37 protein-coding genes are annotated in these 25,361 nt (G+C 67.8%); 1 reads left to right on the top strand and 36 read right to left on the bottom strand.

All coding sequences use genetic code 11. The annotated features are described in order from the left end of the window. Nucleotides 1–93 precede the first annotated feature (93 nt). The 36 genes from rpsI to ACIRYZ_RS09045 all read right to left on the bottom strand — a co-directional run bounded on the left by rpsI (nucleotide 94) and on the right by ACIRYZ_RS09045 (nucleotide 23,140). Nucleotides 94–603 (bottom strand): 30S ribosomal protein S9, encoded by a 510-nt coding sequence (rpsI, locus tag ACIRYZ_RS08870; protein ID WP_049649053.1) that lies wholly within the window; start codon nucleotides 601–603, stop codon nucleotides 94–96. A gap of 46 nt (nucleotides 604–649) precedes the next feature. After that, a complete protein-coding gene (gene rplM, locus ACIRYZ_RS08875; RefSeq protein WP_030055846.1) occupies nucleotides 650–1,093 on the bottom strand; it encodes a 50S ribosomal protein L13 in 444 nt (147 codons plus the stop codon). Nucleotides 1,094–1,325: 232 nt separating this feature from the next. Beyond that, the gene (locus ACIRYZ_RS08880) at nucleotides 1,326–2,984 is read right to left on the bottom strand and encodes an ABC-F family ATP-binding cassette domain-containing protein (protein WP_402941519.1); all 1,659 of its coding nucleotides are present in this window, start codon (nucleotides 2,982–2,984) and stop codon (nucleotides 1,326–1,328) included. Nucleotides 2,985–3,025: 41 nt separating this feature from the next. Continuing rightward, nucleotides 3,026–3,937 carry a tRNA pseudouridine(38-40) synthase TruA gene (truA, locus tag ACIRYZ_RS08885; protein WP_402941522.1) on the bottom strand — a complete coding sequence of 304 codons (912 nt, stop codon included), beginning with the start codon at nucleotides 3,935–3,937 and terminating at the stop codon, nucleotides 3,026–3,028. A gap of 90 nt (nucleotides 3,938–4,027) precedes the next feature. Further along, complete coding sequence (rplQ, locus tag ACIRYZ_RS08890) at nucleotides 4,028–4,507, bottom strand: 50S ribosomal protein L17 (protein WP_350519919.1); 480 nt, start codon at nucleotides 4,505–4,507, stop codon at nucleotides 4,028–4,030. A gap of 127 nt (nucleotides 4,508–4,634) precedes the next feature. Further along, nucleotides 4,635–5,657, bottom strand: coding sequence for a DNA-directed RNA polymerase subunit alpha (locus tag ACIRYZ_RS08895; RefSeq protein WP_049649049.1), 1,023 nt, complete (start codon nucleotides 5,655–5,657; stop codon nucleotides 4,635–4,637). Nucleotides 5,658–5,802: 145 nt separating this feature from the next. Next, nucleotides 5,803–6,210: a 30S ribosomal protein S11 gene (gene rpsK / locus ACIRYZ_RS08900; protein WP_030232513.1), complete on the bottom strand. Its 408-nt coding sequence runs from the start codon at nucleotides 6,208–6,210 to the stop codon at nucleotides 5,803–5,805. A 72-nt stretch (nucleotides 6,211–6,282) separates the two neighbouring features. Then, nucleotides 6,283–6,663, bottom strand: a complete 381-nt coding sequence (gene rpsM, locus ACIRYZ_RS08905) for a 30S ribosomal protein S13 (protein WP_380608253.1) — start codon at nucleotides 6,661–6,663, stop codon at nucleotides 6,283–6,285. Between the two features lie 176 nt (nucleotides 6,664–6,839). Beyond that, the gene (gene rpmJ, locus ACIRYZ_RS08910; RefSeq protein WP_003956441.1) at nucleotides 6,840–6,953 is read right to left on the bottom strand and encodes a 50S ribosomal protein L36; all 114 of its coding nucleotides are present in this window, start codon (nucleotides 6,951–6,953) and stop codon (nucleotides 6,840–6,842) included. A 32-nt stretch (nucleotides 6,954–6,985) separates the two neighbouring features. Continuing rightward, a complete protein-coding gene (infA, locus tag ACIRYZ_RS08915) occupies nucleotides 6,986–7,207 on the bottom strand; it encodes a translation initiation factor IF-1 (RefSeq protein ID WP_003956442.1) in 222 nt (73 codons plus the stop codon). A 192-nt stretch (nucleotides 7,208–7,399) separates the two neighbouring features. Continuing rightward, entirely contained in the window at nucleotides 7,400–7,825 is a 426-nt protein-coding gene (gene mscL / locus ACIRYZ_RS08920) for a large conductance mechanosensitive channel protein MscL (protein ID WP_402941527.1), read from the bottom strand. A 142-nt stretch (nucleotides 7,826–7,967) separates the two neighbouring features. After that, the gene (gene map / locus ACIRYZ_RS08925; RefSeq protein WP_387616913.1) at nucleotides 7,968–8,807 is read right to left on the bottom strand and encodes a type I methionyl aminopeptidase; all 840 of its coding nucleotides are present in this window, start codon (nucleotides 8,805–8,807) and stop codon (nucleotides 7,968–7,970) included. A gap of 116 nt (nucleotides 8,808–8,923) precedes the next feature. Continuing rightward, nucleotides 8,924–9,577 carry an adenylate kinase gene (locus ACIRYZ_RS08930; RefSeq protein ID WP_402941530.1) on the bottom strand — a complete coding sequence of 218 codons (654 nt, stop codon included), beginning with the start codon at nucleotides 9,575–9,577 and terminating at the stop codon, nucleotides 8,924–8,926. After that, complete coding sequence (secY, locus tag ACIRYZ_RS08935; RefSeq protein WP_393025385.1) at nucleotides 9,577–10,887, bottom strand: preprotein translocase subunit SecY; 1,311 nt, start codon at nucleotides 10,885–10,887, stop codon at nucleotides 9,577–9,579. Before secY ends, ACIRYZ_RS08930 begins: the two co-directional genes overlap by 1 nt. Nucleotides 10,888–11,212: 325 nt before the next feature. Continuing rightward, nucleotides 11,213–11,665, bottom strand: a complete 453-nt coding sequence (gene rplO / locus ACIRYZ_RS08940; protein ID WP_255752515.1) for a 50S ribosomal protein L15 — start codon at nucleotides 11,663–11,665, stop codon at nucleotides 11,213–11,215. Between the two features lie 2 nt (nucleotides 11,666–11,667). After that, entirely contained in the window at nucleotides 11,668–11,850 is a 183-nt protein-coding gene (gene rpmD, locus ACIRYZ_RS08945; protein WP_030055835.1) for a 50S ribosomal protein L30, read from the bottom strand. Continuing rightward, the gene (rpsE, locus tag ACIRYZ_RS08950) at nucleotides 11,850–12,473 is read right to left on the bottom strand and encodes a 30S ribosomal protein S5 (RefSeq protein ID WP_030055834.1); all 624 of its coding nucleotides are present in this window, start codon (nucleotides 12,471–12,473) and stop codon (nucleotides 11,850–11,852) included. Before rpsE ends, rpmD begins: the two co-directional genes overlap by 1 nt. A 48-nt stretch (nucleotides 12,474–12,521) precedes the next feature. Then, on the bottom strand, nucleotides 12,522–12,905 hold the full coding sequence (gene rplR, locus ACIRYZ_RS08955; protein WP_209414075.1) for a 50S ribosomal protein L18: 384 nt from the start codon (nucleotides 12,903–12,905) through the stop codon (nucleotides 12,522–12,524). A gap of 3 nt (nucleotides 12,906–12,908) precedes the next feature. After that, nucleotides 12,909–13,448, bottom strand: a complete 540-nt coding sequence (rplF, locus tag ACIRYZ_RS08960; protein WP_402941534.1) for a 50S ribosomal protein L6 — start codon at nucleotides 13,446–13,448, stop codon at nucleotides 12,909–12,911. A gap of 22 nt (nucleotides 13,449–13,470) precedes the next feature. After that, nucleotides 13,471–13,878 carry a 30S ribosomal protein S8 gene (rpsH, locus tag ACIRYZ_RS08965; protein WP_030280781.1) on the bottom strand — a complete coding sequence of 136 codons (408 nt, stop codon included), beginning with the start codon at nucleotides 13,876–13,878 and terminating at the stop codon, nucleotides 13,471–13,473. Nucleotides 13,879–14,147: 269 nt separating this feature from the next. Continuing rightward, a complete protein-coding gene (locus tag ACIRYZ_RS08970) occupies nucleotides 14,148–14,333 on the bottom strand; it encodes a type Z 30S ribosomal protein S14 (RefSeq protein ID WP_030055830.1) in 186 nt (61 codons plus the stop codon). Nucleotides 14,334–14,337: 4 nt separating this feature from the next. Continuing rightward, nucleotides 14,338–14,907: a 50S ribosomal protein L5 gene (gene rplE, locus ACIRYZ_RS08975; RefSeq protein WP_030300393.1), complete on the bottom strand. Its 570-nt coding sequence runs from the start codon at nucleotides 14,905–14,907 to the stop codon at nucleotides 14,338–14,340. Then, the gene (gene rplX / locus ACIRYZ_RS08980) at nucleotides 14,907–15,218 is read right to left on the bottom strand and encodes a 50S ribosomal protein L24 (RefSeq protein WP_030232484.1); all 312 of its coding nucleotides are present in this window, start codon (nucleotides 15,216–15,218) and stop codon (nucleotides 14,907–14,909) included. Before rplX ends, rplE begins: the two co-directional genes overlap by 1 nt. A 15-nt stretch (nucleotides 15,219–15,233) precedes the next feature. Further along, the gene (gene rplN / locus ACIRYZ_RS08985) at nucleotides 15,234–15,605 is read right to left on the bottom strand and encodes a 50S ribosomal protein L14 (RefSeq protein WP_030055827.1); all 372 of its coding nucleotides are present in this window, start codon (nucleotides 15,603–15,605) and stop codon (nucleotides 15,234–15,236) included. Nucleotides 15,606–15,707: 102 nt separating this feature from the next. After that, nucleotides 15,708–15,980, bottom strand: a complete 273-nt coding sequence (gene rpsQ, locus ACIRYZ_RS08990) for a 30S ribosomal protein S17 (RefSeq protein ID WP_030055826.1) — start codon at nucleotides 15,978–15,980, stop codon at nucleotides 15,708–15,710. Next, a complete protein-coding gene (gene rpmC / locus ACIRYZ_RS08995; RefSeq protein WP_049649042.1) occupies nucleotides 15,980–16,204 on the bottom strand; it encodes a 50S ribosomal protein L29 in 225 nt (74 codons plus the stop codon). The genes rpsQ and rpmC overlap by 1 nt, the downstream gene beginning before the upstream one ends. Continuing rightward, nucleotides 16,204–16,623 carry a 50S ribosomal protein L16 gene (gene rplP / locus ACIRYZ_RS09000; RefSeq protein ID WP_030055824.1) on the bottom strand — a complete coding sequence of 140 codons (420 nt, stop codon included), beginning with the start codon at nucleotides 16,621–16,623 and terminating at the stop codon, nucleotides 16,204–16,206. Before rplP ends, rpmC begins: the two co-directional genes overlap by 1 nt. Before the next feature lie 5 nt (nucleotides 16,624–16,628). Further along, complete coding sequence (rpsC, locus tag ACIRYZ_RS09005) at nucleotides 16,629–17,453, bottom strand: 30S ribosomal protein S3 (protein WP_402941540.1); 825 nt, start codon at nucleotides 17,451–17,453, stop codon at nucleotides 16,629–16,631. Then, nucleotides 17,453–17,800: a 50S ribosomal protein L22 gene (rplV, locus tag ACIRYZ_RS09010; protein ID WP_030055822.1), complete on the bottom strand. Its 348-nt coding sequence runs from the start codon at nucleotides 17,798–17,800 to the stop codon at nucleotides 17,453–17,455. The genes rpsC and rplV overlap by 1 nt, the downstream gene beginning before the upstream one ends. 50 nt (nucleotides 17,801–17,850) lie before the next feature. After that, nucleotides 17,851–18,132 carry a 30S ribosomal protein S19 gene (gene rpsS / locus ACIRYZ_RS09015; RefSeq protein ID WP_030055821.1) on the bottom strand — a complete coding sequence of 94 codons (282 nt, stop codon included), beginning with the start codon at nucleotides 18,130–18,132 and terminating at the stop codon, nucleotides 17,851–17,853. Nucleotides 18,133–18,143: 11 nt separating this feature from the next. Then, nucleotides 18,144–18,980, bottom strand: a complete 837-nt coding sequence (gene rplB, locus ACIRYZ_RS09020; protein ID WP_402941543.1) for a 50S ribosomal protein L2 — start codon at nucleotides 18,978–18,980, stop codon at nucleotides 18,144–18,146. Nucleotides 18,981–19,023: 43 nt separating this feature from the next. Next, nucleotides 19,024–19,341 carry a 50S ribosomal protein L23 gene (rplW, locus tag ACIRYZ_RS09025; RefSeq protein WP_030280768.1) on the bottom strand — a complete coding sequence of 106 codons (318 nt, stop codon included), beginning with the start codon at nucleotides 19,339–19,341 and terminating at the stop codon, nucleotides 19,024–19,026. After that, nucleotides 19,341–20,018 carry a 50S ribosomal protein L4 gene (gene rplD / locus ACIRYZ_RS09030; RefSeq protein ID WP_393025371.1) on the bottom strand — a complete coding sequence of 226 codons (678 nt, stop codon included), beginning with the start codon at nucleotides 20,016–20,018 and terminating at the stop codon, nucleotides 19,341–19,343. The genes rplW and rplD overlap by 1 nt, the downstream gene beginning before the upstream one ends. 4 nt (nucleotides 20,019–20,022) lie before the next feature. Next, nucleotides 20,023–20,670 carry a 50S ribosomal protein L3 gene (gene rplC / locus ACIRYZ_RS09035; protein ID WP_393025368.1) on the bottom strand — a complete coding sequence of 216 codons (648 nt, stop codon included), beginning with the start codon at nucleotides 20,668–20,670 and terminating at the stop codon, nucleotides 20,023–20,025. Nucleotides 20,671–20,684: 14 nt separating this feature from the next. Then, nucleotides 20,685–20,993: a 30S ribosomal protein S10 gene (rpsJ, locus tag ACIRYZ_RS09040; RefSeq protein WP_012785157.1), complete on the bottom strand. Its 309-nt coding sequence runs from the start codon at nucleotides 20,991–20,993 to the stop codon at nucleotides 20,685–20,687. 392 nt (nucleotides 20,994–21,385) lie between these two features. Continuing rightward, nucleotides 21,386–23,140 carry a hypothetical protein gene (locus tag ACIRYZ_RS09045; protein WP_402941547.1) on the bottom strand — a complete coding sequence of 585 codons (1,755 nt, stop codon included), beginning with the start codon at nucleotides 23,138–23,140 and terminating at the stop codon, nucleotides 21,386–21,388. Nucleotides 23,141–23,582: 442 nt separating this feature from the next. Here ACIRYZ_RS09045 and ACIRYZ_RS09050 point away from each other — a divergent pair, with 442 nt between their 5' ends. After that, nucleotides 23,583–25,340 (top strand): hypothetical protein, encoded by a 1,758-nt coding sequence (locus tag ACIRYZ_RS09050; protein ID WP_402941550.1) that lies wholly within the window; start codon nucleotides 23,583–23,585, stop codon nucleotides 25,338–25,340. The last annotated feature ends 21 nt before the right edge of the window (nucleotides 25,341–25,361 follow it).

Below are 25,361 nucleotides of genomic sequence, written 5' to 3' on the forward strand. Positions count from 1 at the left end.
ACGTCGCCCCGGAGTACACGAGGTACTCCGGGGCGACGGTTTGCGCAACCAGGGGGTGCGCCGCCAGGGCGGAACGCACCCCCGGGGACGCGATTAGCGCTTGCTGTACTGCGGCGCCTTGCGGGCCTTCTTCAGACCGGCCTTCTTGCGCTCGACGGCGCGGGCGTCACGGGTCAGGAAGCCGGCCTTCTTGAGGGCGCCGCGGTTGTTGTCCACGTCGGCCTCGTTCAGGGCACGGGCCACGCCGAGGCGCAGCGCGTAGGCCTGGCCGGAGACGCCGCCACCGCTGATGCGGGCGACGACGTCGTAACGGCCGTCCAGCTCCAGGAGCTTGAAGGGCTCGTTCACGGTCTGCTGGTGCACCTTGTTCGGGAAGTAACCCTCAAGGGTGCGACCGTTGATCTTCCACTGGCCGGTGCCGGGGACGATGCGCACGCGGGCGATCGCCTCCTTGCGACGGCCGAGGCCGGCGCCGGGGACGGCCTCGCCGAAGCGGCCGGCCAGGGACTCGGAGGTGTAGCTCTCCTCGGAGGTGTACTCGCCCTCGACAGCCTCAACGGCCTCGTCGAAGTCGACCTCAAGGGTTTCAGTGGTCTCGGCCACGGTGTTCCTCAGCTCTTTTCAGTGATGGGGGGCTTGGTGGCCGGAATTACTGCGCGACCTGGGTGATCTCGAACGGCACCGGCTGCTGGGCAGCGTGGGGGTGCTGGTCGCCCGAGTAGACCTTCAGCTTCGAGAGCATCTGGCGGCCCAGGCTGTTCTTGGGGATCATGCCCTTGATGGCCTTCTCGACGGCCTTCTCCGGGTTGTTCGCCAGCAGGTCGTCGTAGCGCACCGAGCGCAGACCGCCCGGGAAGCCCGAGTGGCGGTAGGCCAGCTTCTGGGTCTTCTTGTTACCGGACAGGTGCACCTTGTCGGCGTTGATGATGATGACGAAGTCACCAGTGTCAACGTGCGGCGCGTAGATCGCCTTGTGCTTGCCCCGGAGGAGGTTGGCGGCCTGGGAAGCCAGGCGGCCGAGCACGACGTCGGTCGCGTCGATGACGTGCCACTGACGCTGGACGTCGCCGGGCTTGGGGCTGTACGTACGCACGGTCGTAGCCTTCGCTTTTCAGTGAGTGAGTCCTGACAGGAGCACCCGGACGGAAGAGCAGCCTGGCCAACCTTGGACGCAATTCAAGGGGGACCGCTGGTCGTCGACCTGATGTCTCCGGCGTACCGACCTCTCACGTGAGATAGAGCGAGCCAATACGCACATCAAGCGTCCAGATTACCGGGCGGGCGGGGAGGGGTCAAAAATCCCCTCCCGCCCATCGGGTCGTCACTCAGCGTTCGCGCTCCACCCGGGTGACGTCCCAGACCGGCTCGGGCGACTCAAACACCCGGCCGTCGGCCCCGAACACCAGGTAGCGGTCGAAGGTCCTGGCGAACCACCGGTCGTGGGTGACGCACAGCACCGTGCCGTCGAAGACCTCCAGCCCGGCCTGCAGCGCCTCGGCGCTCTCCAGGTCCAGGTTGTCGGTCGGCTCGTCGAGCAACAGGGCCGTCACACCGGAGAGTTCGAGCTTGAGAATCATCAGCCGGGCCTGCTGCCCACCGGACAGCGACTCGAACTTCTGCTCCTCCTGGCGGTCCAGCTCGTACCGGCGCAGCGCACCCATCGCGGCGCCGCGGCTGAGCGCGTGCTCCTCCTCGACGATCGAGCGGACGGTGCGGCCGAACAGCTCCGGGTGGGCGTGGGTCTGCCGGAAGTGGCCGGGGACGACCCGGGCGCCGAGCTTCCACGCCCCCGTGTGCTCGACCGTCTCGTCGCCGGCCAGCAGCCGCAGCAGGTGCGACTTGCCCGCGCCGTTGGCGCCGAGGACGCCGACCCGCTCGCCGTAGAAGACCTCCAGGTCGAAGGGCTGCATCAGGCCGGTGAGCTCCAGCCGCTCCATGGTGAAGGCGCGCACGCCGGTGCGCCCGCCCTTGAGCCGCATGGTGATGGACTGCTCGCGCGGGGGCTCCTCGGGACGGCCGGCCTCCTCGAACTTCTTCAGCCGGGTCTGCGCGGCGGCGTAGCGGGTGGCCAGCGCGTGGCTGACGGAGGCGGCCTGGCGCAGGGTGACGACGAGCTTCTTGAGCTTGGCGTGCTCCTCGTCCCAGCGTCGACCCAGCTCCTCGAAGCGCGCGAAGCGGTCCTTGCGGGCCTCGTGGAAGGTGTCGAAGCCGCCGCCGTGCACCCAGACGCTGCTGCCGGCCGCGCCCGCCTCGACACTGATGATCTTGTCGGCGGTCTTGGACAGCAGCTCGCGGTCGTGCGAGATGTACAGCACGGTCTTCGAGGTGGCCTTGATGGCCTCCTCCAGCCAGCGCTTGCCCGGGACGTCCAGGTAGTTGTCCGGCTCGTCGAGGAGGAGCACCTCCTCCGGGCCGCGCAGCAGTGCCTCCAGGACGAGCCGCTTCTGCTCGCCGCCGGAGAGGGTGTTCAGGCCGCGCCACTGGGCCTTGTCGAAGGGCACACCGAGGGCCGCCATGGTGCAGACGTCCCAGTCGGTCTCGTAGTCGTAGCCGCCGACGTCGGCCCAGTCGGAGAGCGCCTGGGCATAGGCCATCTGGGTCTTCTCGTCGTCCTGCGCGATCATCGCGAGCTCGGCGGCGTCCACCGCGCGGGCGGCCACGGCTATCCGCTCCGGGGCGACGGACACCAGCAGGTCCCGGACGGAGGCGTCGGCCGGCAGCGCGCCGGGGGTGGACGCCTGGTCCTCGCGGCCGGTGGTGCCGACGAACTGGCGCATCACGCCGAGCCCGCCGCTGATCGTCACCGAGCCGCCGTGCGGCTGGAGGTCGCCCGCGATCATGCGCAGCAGCGTCGTCTTGCCGGCGCCGTTGGCCCCCACGAGGGCGACCGCGGCGCCCTCGCCGACCCGGAAGGACGCGTCGTCGAACAGCACCCGCCCGTCCGGCAGGTAGTACTCCAGGTGCGAAATCTCGACGTGTCCCATGGGAGCGATTGTCGCAAGCGGACGCCCCCGGCCAAAACGGATTACCCGGCGGTCGGCTGCCCGGGCAGCGTGCGCATCCGCCTGGCCTGGCGGTTGCGCTCGGCGAGCTGGTCGTCCGGCGGGTAGCCGACCTCCTCAAGGGTGAGCCCGTACGGCCGGATCACGTTGACCGCCGAGTTGCGGACCCCGCCGGCCAGCACCTCGCCCGGGAACTCCACCGGCCGGTGCCCGTCGCCGACCAGCAGCATCGCGCCGACCAGCGCCCGGACCATGTTGTGGCAGAAGGCGTCGGCCCGTACGGTGGCGACCGCCAGCGAGCCCTCCTGCGCCGCGTAGGTGTCCACCGGGACACGGTCCCAGTGCAGCTCCAGCAGGGTGCGGATGGTGGTGGCGCCCTCGCGCTTCTTGCAGTACGCGGCGAAGTCGTGCTCGCCGAGCAGCAGCTTCGCGGCCGCGTTCATCCGGTCCAGGTCCAGCGGCCGGTCGTGCCAGAGCACGTGCCCGCGCAGCAGCGGGTCGACCCCGCCGGGGTGGTCGGCGACCCGGTAGGCGTACCGGCGCCAGATCGCCGAGAAGCGCGCGTCGAACCCGGCCGGCGCCTCGCCGACCCGGTAGATCCGGACGTCCCCGGGCAGCCGCCCGGCCAGCCGGCGCAGCAGCTTCTCCCGGTGCGCCTCCCACAGTTCGGCCGGCAGGTCGACGTGGGCGACCTGGCCGCGGGCGTGCACCCCGGCGTCGGTGCGGCCGGCCACGGTGAGCGGGAAGAGCTCCTGGCTGCGGGTGACGACCTGCAGCGCGCTCTCGATCTCCTCCTGGACCGTCCGGCGGCCGCCCTTCTGGCGGGCCCAGCCGGAGAACTCGGCGCCGTGGTAGGCGAGGTCGAGCCGGACCCGGACGTACCCGTCGGCCGGACCGTCCTTCACCGGCGGCTGCTCGGCGCAATCACTGACCACTGCTTCTCTTCTCCCAGGGACCTCGCGGACAAGGAACGGGCCCGCTCCCCCATCGCTGGGAAAGCGGGCCCGCGGCAACACCTAGAGGCGTCAGGCCTGCTCGGCGGCCTCGGCCTCGTCGGCCTTGGTCTCGACGGCAGCGGCCTCGTCGGCCTCCTTGACGGCGCGCTTGGTGGCGGCCTCGGCCTCGCCGACGGCGGTCTGCGCGACGGTCAGCGCCTCGACCAGCTCGATCACGGCCATCGGGGCGTTGTCGCCACGACGGGGACCGATCTTGGTGATGCGGGTGTAGCCACCCGGGCGGTTCTCGTAGCGCGGCGCGATCTCGGTGAAGAGGGTGTGCAGCACGGCGATGTCGGTGATCGTCTTGCGCACCAGGCGACGGTTGTGGATGTCGCCCTTCTTCGCCTTGGTGATCAGCTTCTCCGCCAGCGGGCGCATCCGACGGGCCTTGGCCTCGGTCGTGGTGATGCGGCCGTACTGGAACAGCTCCCGGCACAGACCGGCGAGCAGCAGCGGCTCGTGGTGCGGGCCGCCGCCGAGGCGGGCACCCTTGGTGGGACGCGGCATGGAATTACTCCTTGAATCTCCGACTGCGGCCGTACCAGGTACCGCAGCGGGCGTACGGGCACGGTGCCCGTACGGCTTTCATGACGACGGGGGCGGCTCCGTGGAACCGCCCCCGCGGCCAAATCTCTTAGTACTGCTCGGTCTCGGCGAAGTGCGAGTCGTCGAGGTCGTCGGCGCCGAAGGCGTCGGCGGCAGCGGTCGGGTCGAACCCGGGCGGGCTGTCCTTGAGGGCCAGGCCCATGCCGGCCAGCTTCGCCTTGACCTCGTCGATCGACTTCGCGCCGAAGTTGCGGATGTCGAGCAGGTCGGCCTCGGAGCGGGCGACGAGCTCACCCACGGTGTGGATGCCCTCGCGCTTGAGGCAGTTGTAGGAGCGGACGGTGAGCTCCAGCTCCTCGATCGGCAGCGCCAGGTCGGCGGCCAGGGCGGCGTCCGTCGGGGACGGGCCCATGTCGATGCCCTCGGCGTCGATGTTCAGCTCGCGGGCGAGGCCGAACAGCTCCACCAGGGTCTTGCCGGCCGAGGCCATGGCGTCGCGCGGACGCATGGCGGGCTTGGTCTCGACGTCGACGATCAGCTTGTCGAAGTCGGTCCGCTGCTCGACACGGGTGGCCTCGACCTTGTAGGTGACCTTCAGCACCGGGCTGTAGATCGAGTCGACCGGGATGCGGCCGATCTCCTGGCCGGAGGCCTTGTTCTGGACGGCGGAGACGTAGCCGCGACCGCGCTCGACGGTCAGCTCCATCTCCAGCTTGCCCTTGCCGTTCAGGGTGGCGAGGACCAGCTCGGGGTTGTGTACCTCGACACCCGCCGGCGGGGCGATGTCGGCGGCGGTGACGACACCCGGGCCCTGCTTGCGCAGGTACATCACGACCGGCTCGTCGTGCTCCGAGGAGACGACCAGCTGCTTGATGTTGAGGATGAGGTCGGTCACGTCCTCCTTGACGCCCGGCACGGTGGTGAACTCGTGCAGGACGCCGTCGATGCGGATGCTGGTGACAGCGGCACCCGGGATCGACGACAGGAGCGTGCGGCGCAGGGAGTTGCCGAGGGTGTAGCCGAAGCCCGGCTCCAGCGGCTCGATCACGAACCGCGAGCGGAACTCGTCGACGACCTCTTCGGTCAGCGAAGGACGCTGAGCGATAAGCATGGGGAGGTTCCTCCAGTTGTCTTCGGCACCCACTATTTGATGCCGACAGGACCAAGAGTACGGGCTCCTGCGCGCTGTATTGATTCAACGGCGTAGGAGCCCGTACCAGGTTTAAAGCAGAGACTGCGTGCCCGAAGGCGCTGCGTCAGACGCGGCGGCGCTTCGGCGGACGGCAGCCGTTGTGCGGGGTGGGGGTGACGTCCTGGATCGAGCCGACCTCCAGGCCGGTGGCCTGGAGCGAACGGATCGCGGTCTCGCGGCCGGAGCCCGGACCCTTCACGAAGACGTCAACCTTGCGCATGCCGTGCTCCTGCGCGCGACGGGCAGCGGCCTCGGCGGCCATCTGCGCGGCGAACGGGGTGGACTTGCGCGAGCCCTTGAAGCCGACGTGGCCGGCGGAGGCCCAGGAGATCACGTTGCCCGCGGGGTCGGTGATCGAAACGATGGTGTTGTTGAACGTGCTCTTGATGTGCGCGTGGCCGTGAGCGACGTTCTTCTTTTCCTTGCGGCGGATCTTCTTCGCGCCGGCAGCCTGACGACCCTTGGGGGGCATAAGTCTGTTCTCCTACTGAGGTGGTCGGTCCGCTGACCCGCGGGCCGGAGGGATGTCCGGTTACGGGACGGACTACTTCTTGCCCGGCTTCTTCTTACCGGCGATCGCGCGACGCGGGCCCTTGCGGGTACGCGCGTTGGTGTGGGTGCGCTGGCCGCGGACCGGCAGGCCACGGCGGTGACGCAGACCCTCGTAGCAGCCGATCTCGACCTTGCGGCGGATGTCGGCGGCCACCTCGCGGCGGAGGTCACCCTCGACCGTGAAGTTGGCGTCGATGTACTGGCTCAGCTTGACCAGGTCGTCCTCGGTGATGTCGCGAACGCGGACATCCGGGTTGACGCCGGTCTCGGCGAGGGTCTGCTGGGCGCGGGTACGGCCGATGCCGTACACGTAGGTGAGGGCGATCTCGATCCGCTTCTCACGGGGGAGATCAACGCCGGCGAGGCGTGCCATTCAAGGCTCCTGTGGTTCTTCAGAGGTCTTGCGTGCTACCTACTCCGACACCTCACGGTGAGGGAGCCCCGGCCTCTGACCGGGGGCGGCAGTCCGCCTGTTCCAGGACGGATCGGGTAGCCCGCTTATGACGTTTTCGCGTCGCGCGAAGTACTACGAGAAATGCTGGGGAGAGATCAGCCCTGGCGCTGCTTGTGGCGCAGGTTGTCGCAGATCACCATGACCCGGCCGTGACGGCGGATCACCTTGCACTTGTCGCAGATCTTCTTGACGCTCGGCTTGACCTTCATGTTCAGGTTCTCCGGGTCTAGATCTGACGTTCTTACTTGTAGCGGTAGACGATCCGGCCGCGCGTGAGGTCGTAGGGGCTGAGCTCCACGACGACCCGGTCGTCCGGCAGGATGCGGATGTAGTGCATGCGCATCTTGCCACTGATGTGCGCGAGGACCTTGTGACCGTTCTGCAGCTCGACCTTGAACATCGCGTTCGGAAGAGACTCGATCACGGTGCCCTCGATCTCAATGGCGCCTTGCTTCTTAGCCATGAACTGCGAGATCCACCTTCCGGGACCGGCTACCGTATGCGGAACGCTCGTGCGAACCTGGGTTCACCCCAGCCCCGAAGGGAAGAGGGCGTGCTGAAGCACGCTACGAGTGAGCCGACGGTCCATCCTACGCCAGCGCGTGCGATGGGCCAAAACCGGGGCCCGGAAGGCGGTACACGTCACACCCGCGCCTCAGACCCCGGTGGAGACGATCAGCGGCTCGACGTGGGCGGTGCAGGCCGAGCAGCGGCGGGCGGCCTCGGGGATCTCGGTCAGGCACTCGGGACAGGGGCGCTTCGGGGTCTTCGGCTTCTTCGGCAGGTAGCGCGCGGTGGCCTTGGTGACCGGCAGCACCACGCAGAAGTACAGCACCGCGGCGGTCATGAAGAACGCGATCAGCACGTTCAGGAACTGGCCGTACGGGAAGATCACCCCGCCGATGTCGGCCTTGTACGAGCTGAAGTCGCCGGCCGCGCCGACCACCACACCGACCAGCGGGGTGAGGAAGGCCGACACGAAGCCGGTCACCACGGCGGTGAACGCGGCACCGATGACCACACCGACCGCCATGTCGACGACGTTGCCGCGCATCATGAAGTCGCGGAATCCCTTGAGCACGTGCTCTCTCCTGCATCGATCGAAGGCCGGTCAAGCCGTAGATTGCCACTGCCAGCCGTTAAAAATAGGACAAAAGCCCTGGAGGTCCAAACCTCCAGGGCTCTGATCCCTTGTCAGGAGCGGCGGTCGGGCGCCGCCGCGACTACGCCAGCGGGTCCGGCGCGGCCGTGATGCCCAGCTTGGCGAGTTCGGCCTTGCCGCCGTCGAAGGCGGTCAGCACCAGCGGGCCCTGCTCGGTGACGGCCACCGAGTGCTCCCAGTGCGAGGCCCAGGTGCCGTCGTTGGTGACGACCGTCCACTCGTCGTCCAGCACGGTGGTGTGCGGGGTGCCCAGCGAGACCATCGGCTCGATCGCCAGCACGGTGCCGGGGATCAGCTTCGGGCCCTTGCCGCGGCCGCGCTCGACGTAGTTCAGCACGTGCGGCTCCATGTGCATCGCGGTGCCGATGCCGTGGCCGCCGTAGCCCTCGGTGATGCCCCACTTGCCCTTGGGCGGCAGCGGCTGGCGGCGGATGTAGCCCTCGATCGCCTTGGAGACGTCGACCAGGCGGTTGTTCTTCTTCATCTGGGCGATGCCGGCCCACATCGAGCCCTCGGTCACCCGGCTCAGCATCTCGACCTCGGGGCGGACCTCGCCGACCGCGACGGTGATCGCCGAGTCGCCGTGCCAGCCGTCCAGGATGGCGCCGCAGTCGATCGAGATGATGTCGCCCTCCTGCAGCGCCCGCTCGCCCGGGATGCCGTGCACGACCTCGTTGTTCACCGAGGCGCAGATCACACCGGGGAACCACAGGCCGCCGTGGTGGGCGCGGAAGTTCGAGGTGGCGCCGTGGCCGGTGATGACCTTGTCCGCGATGTCGTTGAGCTCCTGGGTGGTCACCCCGGGAGCGACCGCCTCGCGGCAGGCCTTGAGCGCCTCGGCGACGACCAGCCCGGCCGCTCGCATCTTCGCGATCTGCTCGGGGGTCTTGATCTCCACCATCAGGTCACGCCTTCCAAGTCCGGATTACCACTGCCTACCACCGTACGACGCCGAAACGGCCGGGCCGCCCGCTCCACGGGCGCCCCGGCCGTACACGCGTACCTCGCTGAGGGAACTCAGCCGTTCTGCTTCAGCGCCTCGATCGCGCGCTGGGTGACCTCGTGCACCTTGCCGAGGGCCGAGATCGTCGCCACCAGGCCCTGCTGGACGTAGTAGTCGATGATCGGCTCGGTCTCCGTGTGGTAGACCTCCAGGCGCGTGCGCACCTTCTCCTCGGTGTCGTCCGAGCGCTGGTACAGCTCGCCGCCGCACTCGTCGCAGACGCCCTCGACCTTCGGCGGGTTGTAGTCCACGTGGAAGACGTGGCCACCGTCGTTGCGGCACAGGCGGCGGCCGGCGATCCGGCGGACGACCTCGTCCTCGGGGACCTCCAGGTCCAGCACGCCGTCCAGCTTGATGCCCTGCTCGGCGAGGAACTCGTCCAGCGCCTTGGCCTGGCCCAGGTTGCGGGGGAAGCCGTCGAGCAGGAAGCCGTTGGCCGCGTCGGCCTGGAGCATGCGGTCCTTGGCCATCCCGATGGTGACCTCATCCGGCACCAGGCGACCCGCGTCCATGTAGCTCTTGGCCTCGAGCCCCAGTGGGGTGCCCTGGCCGATGTTGGCGCGGAACAGGTCGCCGGTGGAGATGTGGGGGATGGACAGGGTCTTGGCGAGCAAGTGCGCCTGAGTACCCTTCCCGGCCCCGGGAGGACCAACGAGGACGATACGCATCAGCGGAGGAACCCTTCGTAATTGCGCTGCTGGAGCTGGCTCTCGATCTGCTTCACAGTTTCGAGTCCGACGCCGACGACGATGAGAACGCTGGTGCCGCCGAACGGGAAGTTGGTCTGCTGTCCGAAGGCGACCAGGGCGATCATCGGGATCAACGCGATCAGGCCCAGGTAGAGCGAACCCGGCCACGTGATTCGGGTCAGCACGTAGTTCAGGTACTCGGCCGTCGGCCGGCCGGCCCGGATACCCGGGATGAAGCCACCATACTTCTTCATATTGTCGGCAACTTCTTCGGGGTTGAAGGAGATCGCGACGTAGAAGAAGGCGAAGAAGACGATCAGCAGGAAGTAGGTGGCCATGTAGATCGGGTGGTCACCCTTGACGAAGTTCTGCTTGATCCACACCGCCCAGCCGGCCTGGCTGTTGGTCAGCTGAACCACCAGAGCCGGGATGTACAGCAGCGATGAGGCGAAGATGACCGGGATGACGCCGGCCTGGTTCACCTTGAGCGGGATGTAGGTCGAGGTGCCACCGAACGCCCGGCGGCCGATCATCCGCTTCGCGTACTGGACCGGGATCCGGCGCTGGGCCTGCTCGACGAAGATGACCAGCATCACAACGATGACGCCGACCGCGATGACGGAGAGGAACTCGACCCAGCCGCCGCCGATGGTGCCGGACTGCTTGATCGCCCACATGTTGACCGGGAACTGCGCCGCGATCGAGGTGAAGATCAGCAGCGACATGCCGTTGCCGATGCCGCGGTCGGTGATCAGCTCGCCCAGCCACATGATGACCGTGGTGCCGGCCGTCATCGTGATGACCATGGTGGCGATCCGGAACACCGAGGTGTCCGGCACGATCTGGTTGGCCAGCGGGCAGCCCGAGAACAGCGCGCCGCTGGAGGCCGTCGCGACGATGCCGGTGCCCTGGAGCACGGCGAGCGCGATGGTCAGGTAGCGGGTGTACTGGGTGATCTTCGCCGTACCGGCCTGGCCCTCCTTCTTCAGCGCCTCCAGTCGCGGGATCACGACGGTGAGGAGCTGGAGGATGATGCTCGCCGTGATGTACGGCATGATGCCGAGGGCGAAGATCGTCAGCTGGAGGAGCGCGCCACCGCTGAACAGGTTGACGAGTCCGAAGAGGCCGTTGTTCTTGGTCTCCTTCACGCACTCGTTCACGGCCGTGAAGCTCACGCCCGGGATCGGAATGTGCGAGCCCAGCCGGAACAGCACCATGATGCCCAGCGTGAACAGCAGCTTCTTGCGCAGGTCGGGCGTCTGGAACGCCCGCGCGAACGCACTGAGCACGGTGCCTCCTGCGCCTCCCGCGCGTCGTCGGCGGGAGGGTCGGTCCTGAATGGGGAGTTTGCGGTTCGGGCTCCCGTACAGACGGCACAGGCGAGCCTACGCGCAGCCTACAAGGGAACTCCACGGACTCTAACAGTGCGCGGCCACTCGAAAGAAGCGCATACGGCCGCTCCCCCACTCACGGGGTACGGGATGCCCGGTTTTGCCACACAAAAGAACGAGGGCCTTACCGGGCCGATGCGGCCAATACAGGAATGGCCCGAAAAAGCACGAGCCCCGCACTTCCCGGAGGAAGTGCGGGGCTCGAAGCCGGTGGTCAGCGGGCTCAGACGAGCTCGGTGACCGTACCGCCGGCGGCGGTGATCTTCTCGGCGGCCGAGCCGGAGACGGCGTCAACCGTCACCTGCAGGGCGACCGAGATCTCGCCGGTGCCGAGCACCTTGACGAGGGAGTTCTTGCGAACCGCGCCCTTCGCGACCAGGTCCTCGACCGTGACCTCGCCACCCTGCGGGTAGAGCTCGGCCAGCTTGTCGAGGTTGACGACCTGGAACGTGATCTTGAACGGGTTCTTGAAGCCCTTCAGCTTCGGCAGACGCATGTGGAGCGGCATCTGGCCACCCTCGAAGCGCTGCGGAACCTGGTAGCGGGCCTTGGTGCCCTTGGTACCACGACCGGCGGTCTTACCCTTGGAACCCTCACCACGACCCACGCGGATCTTGTCGGTCTTGGCACCCGGGGCGGGACGCAGGTTGTGGATCTTGATCGGGTTGTCGCCCATGATCAGTCCACCTCCTCAACCGTCACCAGGTGACGGACCGTGTGGGCCATCCCGCGGATCTCGGGACGGTCCTCCTTCACCACGACGTCGTGCATGCGCTTGAGACCAAGCGAACGCAGGGTGTCACGGTGGTTCTGCTTGCTGCCGATGTACGACTTGGTCTGCGTGATCTTCAGGCGAGCCATCAGGCGCTCACCCCTGCAGCACGCGCCCGCAGCAGAGCGGCGGGAGCCACGTCCTCCAGCGGCAGGCCACGACGGGCGGCGATCTCCTCGGGGCGCACGAGGCCCTTCAGAGCAGCCACGGTGGCGTGCACGATGTTGATCGCGTTGTCCGAGCCGAGCGACTTCGACAGGATGTCGTGGATGCCGGCGCACTCCAGGACGGCGCGCACCGGACCACCGGCGATAACACCGGTACCGGGGGCGGCGGGCTTCAGCAGCACGACGCCGGCGGCCTTCTCACCCTGGATCGGGTGCGGGATGGTGCCCTGGATACGGGGGACCTTGAAGAAGTTCTTCTTGGCCTCCTCAACACCCTTGGCGATGGCGGCCGGAACCTCCTTCGCCTTCCCGTAACCGACACCCACGGTGCCGTCACCGTCGCCCACCACGACCAGCGCGGTGAAGCTGAAACGACGACCACCCTTGACAACCTTGGCGACACGGTTGATCGCGACGACGCGCTCGACGTAAGCGGTCTTCTCGACGGCGGGGGCGTTGCCCCGGTCGTCACGCTTACGGTCGCGCCGCTCGCCACCGCCGGTGCCACCGCCGGCGCCGCTACCGCGGCGCTGGGGTCCAGCCATTGGAATTACCTCTCTCGTTTACGTCCGCCGACAGAGTCGACGAGCGGCTTAGAAGTCGAGCCCGGCCTCGCGAGCCGCGTCCGCCAGGGCGGCGATGCGGCCGGCGTACCGGTTGCCCGCGCGGTCGAAGACGACCGACTCGATGCCGGCGGCCTTGGCGCGCTCGGCGACCAGGCTCCCGACCTTCTTGGCCAGCTCGGTCTTGTCGCCCTCGACGCCCTTGATGGACACGTCGAGGGTGGACGCCGACGCCAGGGTGTGACCCTTGGCGTCGTCGATGACCTGGGCGACCATGTGACGGTTCGAGCGCGTCACAACGAGGCGCGGACGCACCTCGGTGCCGACGACGCGCTTGCGAACGCGGATCGCGCGGCGCTTGCGAGCGGCGCTCTTGTAGGCGTTGCCCTTGCCGATCTTGACAGAGACGCTCATCGCTTACTTACCACTCTTTCCGACCTTGCGGCGGATGACCTCGCCCGCGTACTTGACGCCCTTGGCCTTGTACGGGTCGGGCTTGCGCAGCTTGCGGATCTTCGCGGCGACCTCGCCGACCTTCTGCTTGTCGATGCCGTCCACGTGGAACTTGGTGGCCGACTCGACGACGAAGGAGATGCCCTCGGGGGCCTCGACCAGGATCGGGTGGCTGTAGCCCAGCTGGAACTCCATGTCGGAGCCCTTCGCCAGAACTCGGTAGCCGACACCGCTGATCTCCAGCGACTTGCGGTAGCCCGCGGTCACGCCGGTGATCATGTTCGCCACCAGCGTGCGGGAAAGACCGTGCAGGGCCTTCGACAGACGCTCGTCGTTGGGGCGGGTGACGAGCAGCGTGCCGTCCTCGCCCTTACCGATCTCGATCGGCGCGGCGACGACGTGGGTGAGCGAGCCCTTGGGGCCCTTCACCGAGACCGTCTGGCCATCGATGGTGACGTCCACGCCAGCGGGGACCTGGATGGGCAGCCGTCCAATGCGCGACATTGCTGTACCTCCGTTTCCCGAATTACCAGACGTAGGCGAGAACTTCTCCGCCTACGCCCTTCTTGGCGGCCTGCTTGTCGGTCAGGAGGCCGGAGGACGTGGAGATGATCGCCACGCCCAGGCCGCCGAGCACCTTCGGCAGGTTGGTGGACTTTGCGTAAACGCGCAGACCCGGCTTGCTGATGCGCTTGATGCCGGCGATGGAGCGCTCACGGTTGGGGCCGAACTTGAGCTCGATGGTCAGCTTCTTGCCGACCTCGCCCTCAGCGGGCTCCTCAACCTTGTAGGAGGAGATGTACCCCTCCTGCTGCAGGATCTGGGCGACGTGCGCCTTGATCTTGCTGGCCGGCATCGCCACGGAGTCGTGGTACGCCGAGTTCGCGTTACGCAGACGCGTGAGCATGTCTGCGATGGGGTCGGTCATGGTCATGATGGCCTCAGGCCTCTCTCGCCGCGGTTTCTCCGCACCAGGTCCCCCCACCGCACTCGGAACGAGTGCGTCGGGGGCACAAGCGCAGGGGACCTACGACGTAGTAAGACTGGGTGCGAGCCCTCTCAGAAGAGGACCACGGGCATCCATGGGGAAGCCGTGGCGGGGGGCCCGACCCCACTACCTTACGGGAATCCGTACGGCAGCCCAAAAATGGGCGGTGTGGGATCGGGCACCTCTGCTTCGCTAGCGGTGCCTAAAGCTCTGGATTACCAGGAGCTCTTGGTCACGCCCGGCAGCTCGCCGCGGTGCGCCATCTCACGGAGGCAGACACGGCAGAGGCCGAACTTGCGGTACACCGAGTGCGGACGGCCGCAGCGCTGGCACCGGGTGTAGGCCCGGACGCCGAACTTCGGCTTGCGCTCGGACTTCGCGATGAGGGACTTCTTCGCCATTGGCTCACGCCTCCTTGAACGGGAAGCCCAGAGCGCGCAGGAGCGCCCGGCCCTCGTCGTCGGTCTGAGCGGTGGTCACGACGGTGATGTCCATACCGCGCTGACGGTCGACCTTGTCCTGGTCGATCTCGTGGAACATAACCTGCTCGGTCAGACCGAAGGTGTAGTTGCCACGGCCGTCGAACTGCTTCGGGGAGAGACCACGGAAGTCACGGATTCGCGGCAGGGCCAGCGAGACCAGACGGTCCAGGAACTCCCACATGCGGTCACCGCGGAGGGTGACGTGGGTGCCGATCGGCTGGCCCTCGCGCAGCTTGAACTGCGCGATGGACTTGCGGGCCTTGGTCACGGCCGGCTTCTGACCGGTGATCGCGGTCAGGTCGCGGATCGCGCCCTCGATCAGCTTGCTGTCACGGGCGGCCTCGCCGACACCCATGTTGACGACGACCTTGACCAGGCCGGGCGTCAGCATGACGTTCTCGTACGAGAACTGCTCCTGCAGCTGCCCCTTGATCTCGGAGTTGTAACGCTCCTTGAGGCGGGGGGTCACCTTCTCAACAGACGTCTCAGACATCAGATGTCCTCACCGGTTCGCTTGGCAACGCGGATCTTGTTGCCCTCGTCGTCGAAGCGGTAGCCAACGCGGGTGACGACCTTCTTGCCGTCCTTCTCCACGACCAGCTGGACGTTGGAGACGTGCACCGGGGCCTCGACGGTGACAATGCCACCCTGAGTGCCCGGGCCCGGCTTGGTGTGCTTCTTGACCCGGTTCACACCCTCGACCAGGACCTTGTTCTCAGCCGGCATGGCCTGGATGACCTTGCCCTGCTTGCCCTTGTCCTTGCCGGTGATGACCTGAACCAGGTCACCCTTCTTGATCTTCATGCTGTTCGCCATGAGTTAGAGCACCTCCGGCGCAAGCGAGATGATCTTCATGAACTTCTTGTCACGCAGCTCGCGGCCCACCGGGCCGAAGATGCGGGTACCACGGGGGTCACCCTCGGTGTTCTTCAGAACAACCGCGGCGTTCTCGTCGAAGCGGATGTACGAGCCATCCGGACGACGACGCGACTTCACGGTACGGACGACGACGCACTTGACGACGTCACCCTTCTTCACCGAACCGCCGGGGATCGCGTCCTTGACGGTCGCGACGATGACGTCCCCGATACCGGCGTAGCGGCGACCGGAGCCACCGAGAACGCGGATGCAAAGGATTTCCTTCGCGCCCGTGTTGTCGGCGACACGCAGTCGCGACTCCTGCTGGATCACAGCTTTCTCCTGATCGTCAACGAGAGCTGACGGGCCGGCCGCTGCTCACACCAGCGCCCGCAAGGGACCCGGTGCACATACGGCCGTACCGCATCAACTTCGTTACTTGGCCTTCTCGAGGATCTCGACGACGCGCCAGCGCTTCGTCGCGGACAGCGGACGGGTCTCCGCGAGGAGCACCCGGTCGCCGATGCCGCAGGCGTTCGCCTCGTCGTGCGCCTTCAGCTTGTTCGTACGGCGGATGACCTTGCCGTACAGAGCGTGCTTGACGCGGTCCTCGACGGCGACGACGACGGTCTTGTCCATCTTGTCGCTGACGACGAGACCCTCACGGGTCTTGCGGAAGCCGCGCGTCTCGTTGGTGTTCTCAGTCATCAGGCGCTCTCCACCGTCTCGATGCCCAGCTCGCGCTCGCGCATCAGGGTGTAGATCCGCGCGATGTCCTTGCGGACGAGCTTGAGCCGTCCGTGGTTGTCGAGCTGCCCGGTCGCCGCCTGGAAGCGGAGGTTGAACAGCTCCTCCTTGGCCTCACGGAGCTTGGCAACGAGACCCTCGTTGTCCAGCTCGCGGAGGTCAGCAGCCTTGGTGCCGGCCGACATCAGCTCTCACCTGCCTCGCGCCGGATGATCCGGCACTTCATCGGGAGCTTGTGAGCTGCGCGGGTCAGCGCCTCACGAGCCACCTTCTCGTTGGGGTACGACAGCTCGAACATGACCCGACCCGGGTGCACGTTCGCGATCCACCACTCGGGCGAACCCTTACCGGAACCCATGCGGGTCTCGGCCGGCTTCTTGGTGAGCGGACGGTCCGGGTAGATGTTGATCCAGACCTTGCCGCCACGCTTGATGTGACGGGTGACGGCGATACGAGCGGACTCGATCTGCCGGTTCGTCACGTAGGCCGGGGTGACGGCCTGGATGCCGTACTCGCCGAACGCGAGCTCGGTGCCACCCTTGGCAGCGCCACGGCGCTTCGGGTGGTGCTGCTTGCGGTGCTTGACCCTACGGGGGATCAGCATTGGGGTCAGGCCTCCGTTCCGGTGTTCTCGGCAGCCGGAGCCTCGGCGACCGGGGCCGCGGTGGCCTCGGCAGCGGCGGGGCGACGGCCGCGGCCACCGCGCTCGCCACCACGGCGCTCGCCACCGCGGGCGGGACGACCACCCTCGGGACGGGCCGGGCGGTTGCCCGAGCGGGCAGCGGCGTTCTCAGCGCGGACCTCGGCGATGTTCTTGACGTCGCCCTTGTAGATCCAGACCTTCACGCCGATACGGCCGAAGGTGGTCTTGGCCTCGAAGAAGCCGTAGTCGACGTTCGCGCGCAGGGTGTGCAGCGGCACACGGCCCTCGCGGTAGAACTCCGAACGGCTCATCTCGGCGCCGCCGAGACGACCGGAGCACTGGACCTTGATGCCCTTGGCGCCGGACTTCATGGTGCCCTGCATCGACTTGCGCATGGCACGACGGAAGGAGACGCGGGAGGACAGCTGCTCCGCGACGCCCTGAGCCACGAGCTGGGCGTCCAGCTCGGGGTTCTTGACCTCGAGGATGTTCAGCTGGACCTGCTTGCCGGTCAGCTTCTCGAGGTCGCCGCGGATGCGGTCGGCCTCGGTGCCACGGCGACCGATGACGATGCCGGGGCGAGCGGTGTGGATGTCGACGCGGACGCGGTCGCGGGTGCGCTCGATCTCGACCTTGGAGATGCCGGCGCGCTCCATGCCCTTCGTCATCATGCGACGAATGGCAACGTCTTCCTTGACGTAGTCCTTGTACAGCTTGTCGGCGTACCAGCGGGACTTGAAGTCCGTGCTGATGCCGAGGCGGAACCCGTGCGGGTTAACCTTCTGGCCCATTACCGGGTCCCTTCCTTGCTGCTGACGACCACGGTGATGTGGCTGGTCCGCTTGCGGATCCGGTAGGCACGACCCTGCGCACGCGGACGGAACCGCTTCAGGGTCGGACCCTCGTCAACGTACGCCTCGCTGATGACGAGGTCGTCCACGTTGGAGTGGTTGTAGTTGTGCGCGGCGTTGGCAATAGCGCTGTCGAGCACCTTGCCGACGGGCACGGTGGCGGCCTGCGGAGCGAAACGCAGGACGGCCTGGGCCTCCGTGGCCGGCAGGCCACGGATGAGGTCCACCACGCGGCGGGCCTTCATGGGCGTGACGCGGATGTACCGCGCCTGGGCCCTGGCTTCCATGGTTGTCCCCTTGCTGGTGTAAGTCATTGAGTCGGTAATCTCGCTGGCGACTAGCGACGCTTCGACTTGCGGTCGTCCTTGACGTGACCGCGGAAGGTACGCGTCGGCGCGAACTCGCCGAGCTTGTGGCCGACCATCGACTCGGTGACGAACACCGGGACGTGCTTACGGCCATCGTGCACCGCGATCGTGTGGCCGAGCATGGCCGGGAAGATCACGGAGCGACGGGACCAGGTCTTGATGACGTTCTGGGTACCCGCCTCGTTCTGCGCGTCCACCTTCTTGAGAAGGTGGCCGTCGATGAAGGGGCCCTTCTTGAGACTGCGCGGCATCTGACCTGCTCCTAGCGCTTCTTGTTGGTCTTGCGGCGGCGCACGATGAGAGCGTTCGACGCCTTCTTCGGGCGACGAGTGCGACCCTCCTTCTGGCCCCACGGCGAGACCGGGTGGCGGCCACCAGAGGTCTTACCCTCACCACCACCGTGCGGGTGGTCGATCGGGTTCATGGCGACACCACGCACGGTCGGGCGGACGCCCTTCCAGCGCATACGGCCGGCCTTGCCCCAGTTGATGTTCGACTGCTCGGCGTTGCCGACCTCGCCGACGGTGGCGCGGCAACGCGCGTCCACCAGGCGAACCTCGCCGGAGGGCATGCGCAGGTGCGCCATCTTGCCCTCACGCGCCAGCAGCTGGATGCCGGAACCGGCGGAGCGGGCCATCTTGGCACCGCCACCGGGACGCAGCTCCACCGCGTGGATGGTGGTACCGACCGGGATGTTGCGGAGCGGCAGGTTGTTGCCCGGCTTGATGTCGGCGCCAGCGCCGTTCTCAATCCGGTCACCCTGCGCGATGCCACGCGGCGCGATGATGTAGCGCTTCTCGCCGTCCGCGTAGTGCAGGAGCGCGATGCGCGCAGTGCGGTTCGGGTCGTACTCGATGTGCGCGACCTTGGCCGGCACGCCGTCCTTGTCGTGACGACGGAAGTCGATCACGCGGTAGGCGCGCTTGTGACCGCCACCCTGGTGGCGAACGGTGATCCGACCGGCGTTGTTACGGCCGCCCTTGCTGTGCAGGGGGCGAACCAGCGACTTCTCCGGCGTGGACCGCGTGATCTCTACGAAGTCGGCCACGCTGGAGCCACGACGGCCCGGCGTAGTCGGCTTGTACTTGCGGATGCCCATTTGGCTCTCTCGTCCTCGTCCTTATCGACGATCACGATCTCCGTTAGGAGACCGGACCACCGAAGATGTCGATGCGGTTGCCTTCGGCCAGCGTCACGATGGCGCGCTTGGTGTCCTTGCGCTTGCCAAAGCCCGTCTTGGAGCGCTTGCGCTTGCCCTGACGGTTGATCGTGTTGACAGCCTCGACCTTGACCGAGAAGACCGCCTCGACGGCCTGCTTGATCTGGGTCTTGTTGGCGCCCGGCGACACGATGAACGTGTACTTGTTCTCGTCGAGAAGGCTGTAGCTCTTCTCGGAGATGACCGGCTTCACCAGGACGTCACGGGGGTCCGTGAACGTCTTGCTCGTAACGTCGCTCATCAGGCGGCGCTCCCTTCGAGCTCGCCCTCAGCGGCAACGGCCTTGGCGGACGCGGCCGGACCGGCCACGAAACGCTCGAAGGCGGCCTGGGTGAAGACCACATCGTCGGAGACGAGCACGTCGTAGGTGTTCAGCTGACCGGCGTCCAGGATGTGCACGTGCGGCAGGTTGCGGGCGCTCTTCAGACCCAGCTCGTCGGCACGCTCGACGACGAGGAGGATGTTCTTGCGCTCGGTGATCTTGCCGAACAGGCCCTTGGCGGCCTTGGTCGACGGCGCCTCGGTCGCGGTCACGCCGGTGACGACGTGAATGCGGTTGTGGCGGGCCCGGTCGGTGAGCGCACCGCGCAGGGCGGCGGCGATCATCTTCTTCGGGGTCCGCTGCGAGTAGTCGCGCGGCACGGGACCGTGCACGACGCCACCACCGGCGAACTGCGGCGCACGGGTCGAGCCCTGACGGGCGCGGCCGGTGCCCTTCTGGCGGTACGGCTTCTTGCCGCCACCGCGGACCTCGGCACGAGTCTTGGTCTTGTGGGTGCCCTGACGGGCCGCAGCGAGCTGCGCCACGACGACCTGGTGCATCAGCGGAACGCTGACCTTCGCGTCGAAGATCTCGGCCGGCAGCTCAAGGCTGCCGGTCTTGTCGCCCGCGGGCGACAGGATGTCAATGGTGCTCATATCCTCACAGCCCCTTCGCCGCGGTGCGGACGAGGACGAGGCCGCCGTTCGGGCCCGGGATTGCGCCCTTGATCAGGAGCAGCCCCTTCTCCGCGTCAACGGCATGGACGGTCAGGTTCTGGGTGGTCACACGCTCGTGGCCCATCCGGCCGGCCATCCTCACACCCTTGAACACGCGACCCGGGGTGGCGCAGCCACCGATCGAGCCGGGCGAGCGGTGCTTGCGCTGCACACCGTGACCGGCGCCGAGGCCCCGGAAGTTGTGGCGCTTCATGACACCGGCGAAGCCCTTGCCCTTGGAGGTGCCGGTCACGTCGACCTTGACACCCGCCTCGAACAGCTCGGCGGTGATCTCCTGGCCCAGGGTGTACTCGGAAGCGTCCGAGGTACGGAGCTCGACCAGGTGGCGACGGGGGGTGACACCGGCCTTGGCGAAGTGGCCCGCGAGGGGCTTGTTCACCTTGCGGGGGTCGATCTCGCCGAAGCCGATCTGGACGGCGTCGTAGCCGGCCGGGCTGTCGGCGGTGTGGACCTGGGTCACGACATTGGGCCCAGCCTTGACGACGGTCACCGGAACGATCCGGTTGTTCTCGTCCCAGACCTGGGTCATGCCGAGCTTCTCGCCCAGGATGCCCTTAATCTGCTTAGCCATCTTCGGTGCGCCTCTCAGAGCTTGATCTCGATGTCGACGCCCGCCGGCAGGTCGAGACGCATCAGCGAGTCAACCGTCTTCGGCGTGGGGTCGAGGATGTCGATCAGACGCTTGTGAGTACGCATCTCGAAGTGCTCGCGCGAGTCCTTGTACTTGTGCGGCGAGCGGATGACGCAGTACACGTTCTTCTCAGTGGGCAGCGGCACCGGGCCCGCGACCTGCGCACCAGTACGGATCACCGTCTCGACGATCTTCTTCGCCGAGGAGTCGATGACCTCGTGGTCGTAGGCCTTGAGCCGGATGCGGATCTTCTGTCCCGCCATGGCTACTCAGTAGTCCTTTGTCCTTAGTTGCCGCACGACTCCCCCTCCGACCCCCGCGCTCGGGCGTGTCGCACTCGCGCTTGCAAAAAACCGGCGAAGAACTCGTCGGTTTCAAAATTTCGGGGTGGGGGGAGCCGGGCCGAGGCCCCGCCCACGCTTCCCGGAAGATTCCCGTACGTCCGCCCCGCAGCTGCCGTGGCGTAGAACTCACGCTTGACGGCCATCACGGGAACGACGAGTACATGGGACTCGCTTCCGGTCCTCCCGGCGGGAGGCGCGCAGCATCGGCACTCAACCGAGCAACTTGGACATACTGCCACATGGAGCAGCCCGGATGCCAATCGGGGCCGGTGAGGTGTACCTCACCGGCCCCGATCGGATGGTCCCGCCGGTCAGTCCTTGCGCCAGAGCACCCAGCCGTGGTCCTTGCTGTACTTCGCGACGTGCCAGCCTGGCAGCGGCTTCGCCCAGCTGCTCTCCGGCGTGGCGTTCTTGCCGAGGGTGAGCAGCATCGCGGTGGCCGTCGCCGGCGGAGTGTTGCCGTTCTTCACGTTGTCGGTCCAGACCCGGCCCCAGTAGACCTCGTAGGCCAGCGCCATCCTGACGCCCCAGTCGAAGTCCCAGTCCAGGATCACGTTGTCGCCCTTGCGCAGGCCGGCCTCCTTGGCCAGGCCGACGGCCTCGTACTGGCGACTCGTGGAGTGCGGCCGGGCGATGTTGTCGGTGATGGTGACCGTCGCGTACGCGGCGAAGAGCGTCACGCAGCCCACCACGGCCGCGACCACCTTGCGGCCGCCCGACGCCCGCAGCAGCAGGCAGGCGGCCAGCACCGCCAGCGCGCCGGTCGTCGTACGGGCCATGTGCAGGCCGTCCCAGGCCGACGAGAGGAACTGCGCGTCCGGCACGGTCCACGGTATGGCCCAGCCCTTGAGCTCACGGCCCGCGTACGCCGAGACCGAGACCTGGATGACCCCGATCAGCACCGCGCCGACCAGCGCGAGCTTCAGCAACGGGCGCAGGCCCGCCCGGAACAGGGCGGCCAGGCCGACCACCATGAACAGCGGCACCAGCACCGCGCAGTACCGGGCGTACACCCAGTTGTCCAGCCGGTCGGTGTCCGCCAGGCCGGCGGCGGAGGCCAGCGCCGTGCCGAACACCATGGCGGTCATGCAGAAGGCCACCACCCGTTCCGCCACCGAGAACCGGGTGCGGAAGAGGACCACCACGCACAGCACGAAGGCGACCGCGCCGAAGCCGAACGTGGAGGTCATGAAGTACCAGAGCTGGCCGAAGGTGCGACCGACGATGGTCCCGATGTACCGGCTGTTCTCCAGGTTCTCGAAGACCTTGTTGCCAACCGTGCTCGGCGGCACGTCCTTGAACTGGTTCTCGACGAAGCCCGCCAGCAGCTTGACGCCCACCAGCGACACGGCGAGCACGCCGAGGCCGGCCAGCGAGGAGAGCCGCGGCGCCCAGCCGAAGGCCAGCACCACGACCAGGACCAGCGCGGTCAGCGCCACGACCACGCCACCGCGGTCGTGGGTGGCCATCGAGTACCCGGCCGCCAGGCTCATCCCGGCCGCGTAGAGCGCGCGACGGCGCGGCGAGCCGGGCGAGAGCCAGCCGTGCATCGCGATCAGCCAGGCCAGCAGGAGCACCGGGAGGACGGTGTCCGACATGACGAACTGGGAGTAGAAGATCACCGGCGGCATCAGGGCCACGGCGGCCGCCGTCAGGTAGGCGTGCGGCCGGGACAGGGCCAGGCGCCGTGCGGCCACGAAGACCAGCGGGAAGACCAGCGCGTTGAGCACCGCGTTGATGCCCATGATCAAGTGGTACGCGGTGTTGGGGTTGTCGGCGATCCGTAGCGCCGGCGCCAGCAGCAGCGGGTACCCGCCGGGGATGACGACGCCAACGGGCATCTCGGTGGTCGGCCGGCCGGCCAGCACCCGGGCGATCACGAGGTACGAGTCCTCGTCCGCGTGCACCGACGGGTAGTAGTTGTGCATCGACAGCACGAACCGGAACAGCGTCTGCGCGAGGTAGCCGACCAGCAGCGCCGCCGGCCAGAACCACCGGTGCGCAGCGAGGGCCCGTAGTCGGATCCGAGCGGCCGAGGGCGGCGTCGTGGCGGCGGACCCGGCCACGCTCTCGCCGTCGCCCTCCCCCCGTCTCCGCCCGTCGGACGCATGGGCAGAGTCGATCAGCGGCTGCACCGAGACACTTCCCTACTTGTCGAACCAGTACTCGTCATGTCCGGCTCATAGGTACGCCGGGCGCTCCCGGCGCGCTCCCCCACTCGTCGGATCGCACCGGAAGTCTGCCACGCGGCCCGATGTGGGGGCCAGCGCGATCATTCAACGAATCGCATGCATACGAATTAGGAATGGCTTTTGGAACGCCATATCAACCTTCTTGTCGCATTTCGACGTTCCGCCCTTTACCCGACGTTTCGAAAACGGCCACCGCCCGGGGAGGCCGCCTGCGGCCCTGGCAGAATCGCACGGGGCACCTGTGACGACCGGGTGCCCGGGAGCGCACACTGCCCGCGCATCATTCCGCTTGCGACAGCTCAACGAGGATCAAACAGTGACGAACCTGTACCCCGCATCCGTCGCGGGCGAGACCCAGCGCACCCGGTCCACTCGGGGCAGACCAGCCACCGCTGGTCGGGTCCCCGTCGTCCTGTGGACCGCCGAGATCCTGACCGCGCTCGTGGCCGCACTTCTGATGGCCTGGCTGGCCCGGTTCGTCAATCTGAACCCCATATCACGAACAGGCCAGGTCAGCGGCCTCGCCGCGATCCAGCTGCAACTCCTCCTCCTGCTCGGCGGCATCGTCATGGTCTGCTGGCCGGCGATGCGCCGCTGGTCGGACACCCCGGTGCGGTTCGCCGCCGCGGCGGTCGCGGGCCTGTCCTCGGGCATTCTGGCCTCCGGCATCTCGCTGGCGCTGCGCGACACCAACTGGCCGCTGTTCGCCCAGGGCGGCGACTCCGGCAGCCTCCAGGCGTGGGTCGGCGCCCTGCTGGACGGCAAGCCGCTCGACGGCGCCTACCCGCCGATGTTCCCCCACATCGTCGCCTTCGTCGCCGAACACTTCACCCACGGACAGGTCGGTTACGCACTCAAGCTCGTCGACCTGCTGTTCGTCGCGCTGCTGGGACCGCTCGCCTACCTCTCCTGGCGGCTGCTGCTGCCCCCGCTCTGGGCGCTCGGGATCGGCGTCACGGCCGCGCTGCCGATGGCCCAGCCCTACAAGCCGTACACCAACTTCGTGCTGGTCGCCTTCATCCCCGTCCTGGCGAAGCTGATGCAGGTGATCCAGCAGGCGCCGCGGATCTCGCGCAAGACCGCCGCCGTCCGCGGCGCCGTCCTCGGCCTCGCGCTCGCCCTGCTGTTCCTGCTCTACTCCGGCTGGTTCGTCTGGTCCGCCGTCGGAGCGGTCGTCCTCGCGGTGGTCCTGCTGCTGCGCACCCGCCGCAGCGCCGGCACGCCGGCACTGCTCACCGCCCTGTGCACGGTGGGCGCCGCGGGTGGGGTCTTCCTCGCCGTGGCCGGCACGTATCTGACCCGCCTGCTCGGATCGGCCGGCAGCACCGTCGACCGCTACTGCTACTTCGACACCTACGTCGAGCCGACGTACTTCGCCATGTGGCGCGACGACCTGCCCGGCACCGACGCGCAGAGCACCTGGCCGATCCCCGGCGAACTCGGCGGAGTCGGCCTCTTCTCGATCCTCCTGCTGGTCGGACTCGGGATCGCGCTGGCCCTCGGGGTCAACCGGGCCGTCGTCCTGACCGCCGCCGCCTGCTCCGCGAGTGCCCTGCTGATGCGCTACTGGTACGCCTCCCACATGGAGCAGGACCAGGCCGTCATGCTCTACCCGCGGACCAGCGCCCAGCTGCTCTACTGCTTCCTGGTCCTCACCGGCTTCGCTTTCTACCTGGCCGCCCGCCGCCGCTCCACCGCGGCCGACCTGGCCGGCGGGGCGCCGTGGACCACCGGCTGGCGGCTCCCGTCCCGGTTCAACCCGCGCGCCGTGGCCGTCGGCACCATCTGCGCGCTGGGCCTGCTGTTCGGCATGGCCGGCTCCGCCACCGCCAGCAAGTACATGCCCGACCCGCGCTGGGGCACCGGCGCGCTGGCCTGGACCGCGCAGGGCACCGCGGACTTCGACGGCCACTGCTCCCGCTACGCGCCCGGGGGCAAGTGCGGCAAGCCGAAGGACCTCAAGCCGCTGCTCACGCCATCGGTGGACCCGGGCAAGCTCAACTGCCCGACGGTCAACCCGTACCCGGCGCAAGGTGCCGGAGCGTTCGGCCGACTGGCCGCGATCCTGGACTGACGGTCACGCCGGAAGCCCTCC

It is taken from the genome of Kitasatospora sp. NPDC101155 (genome assembly GCF_044768305.1).
GTDB lineage: Bacteria > Actinomycetota > Actinomycetes > Streptomycetales > Streptomycetaceae > Kitasatospora.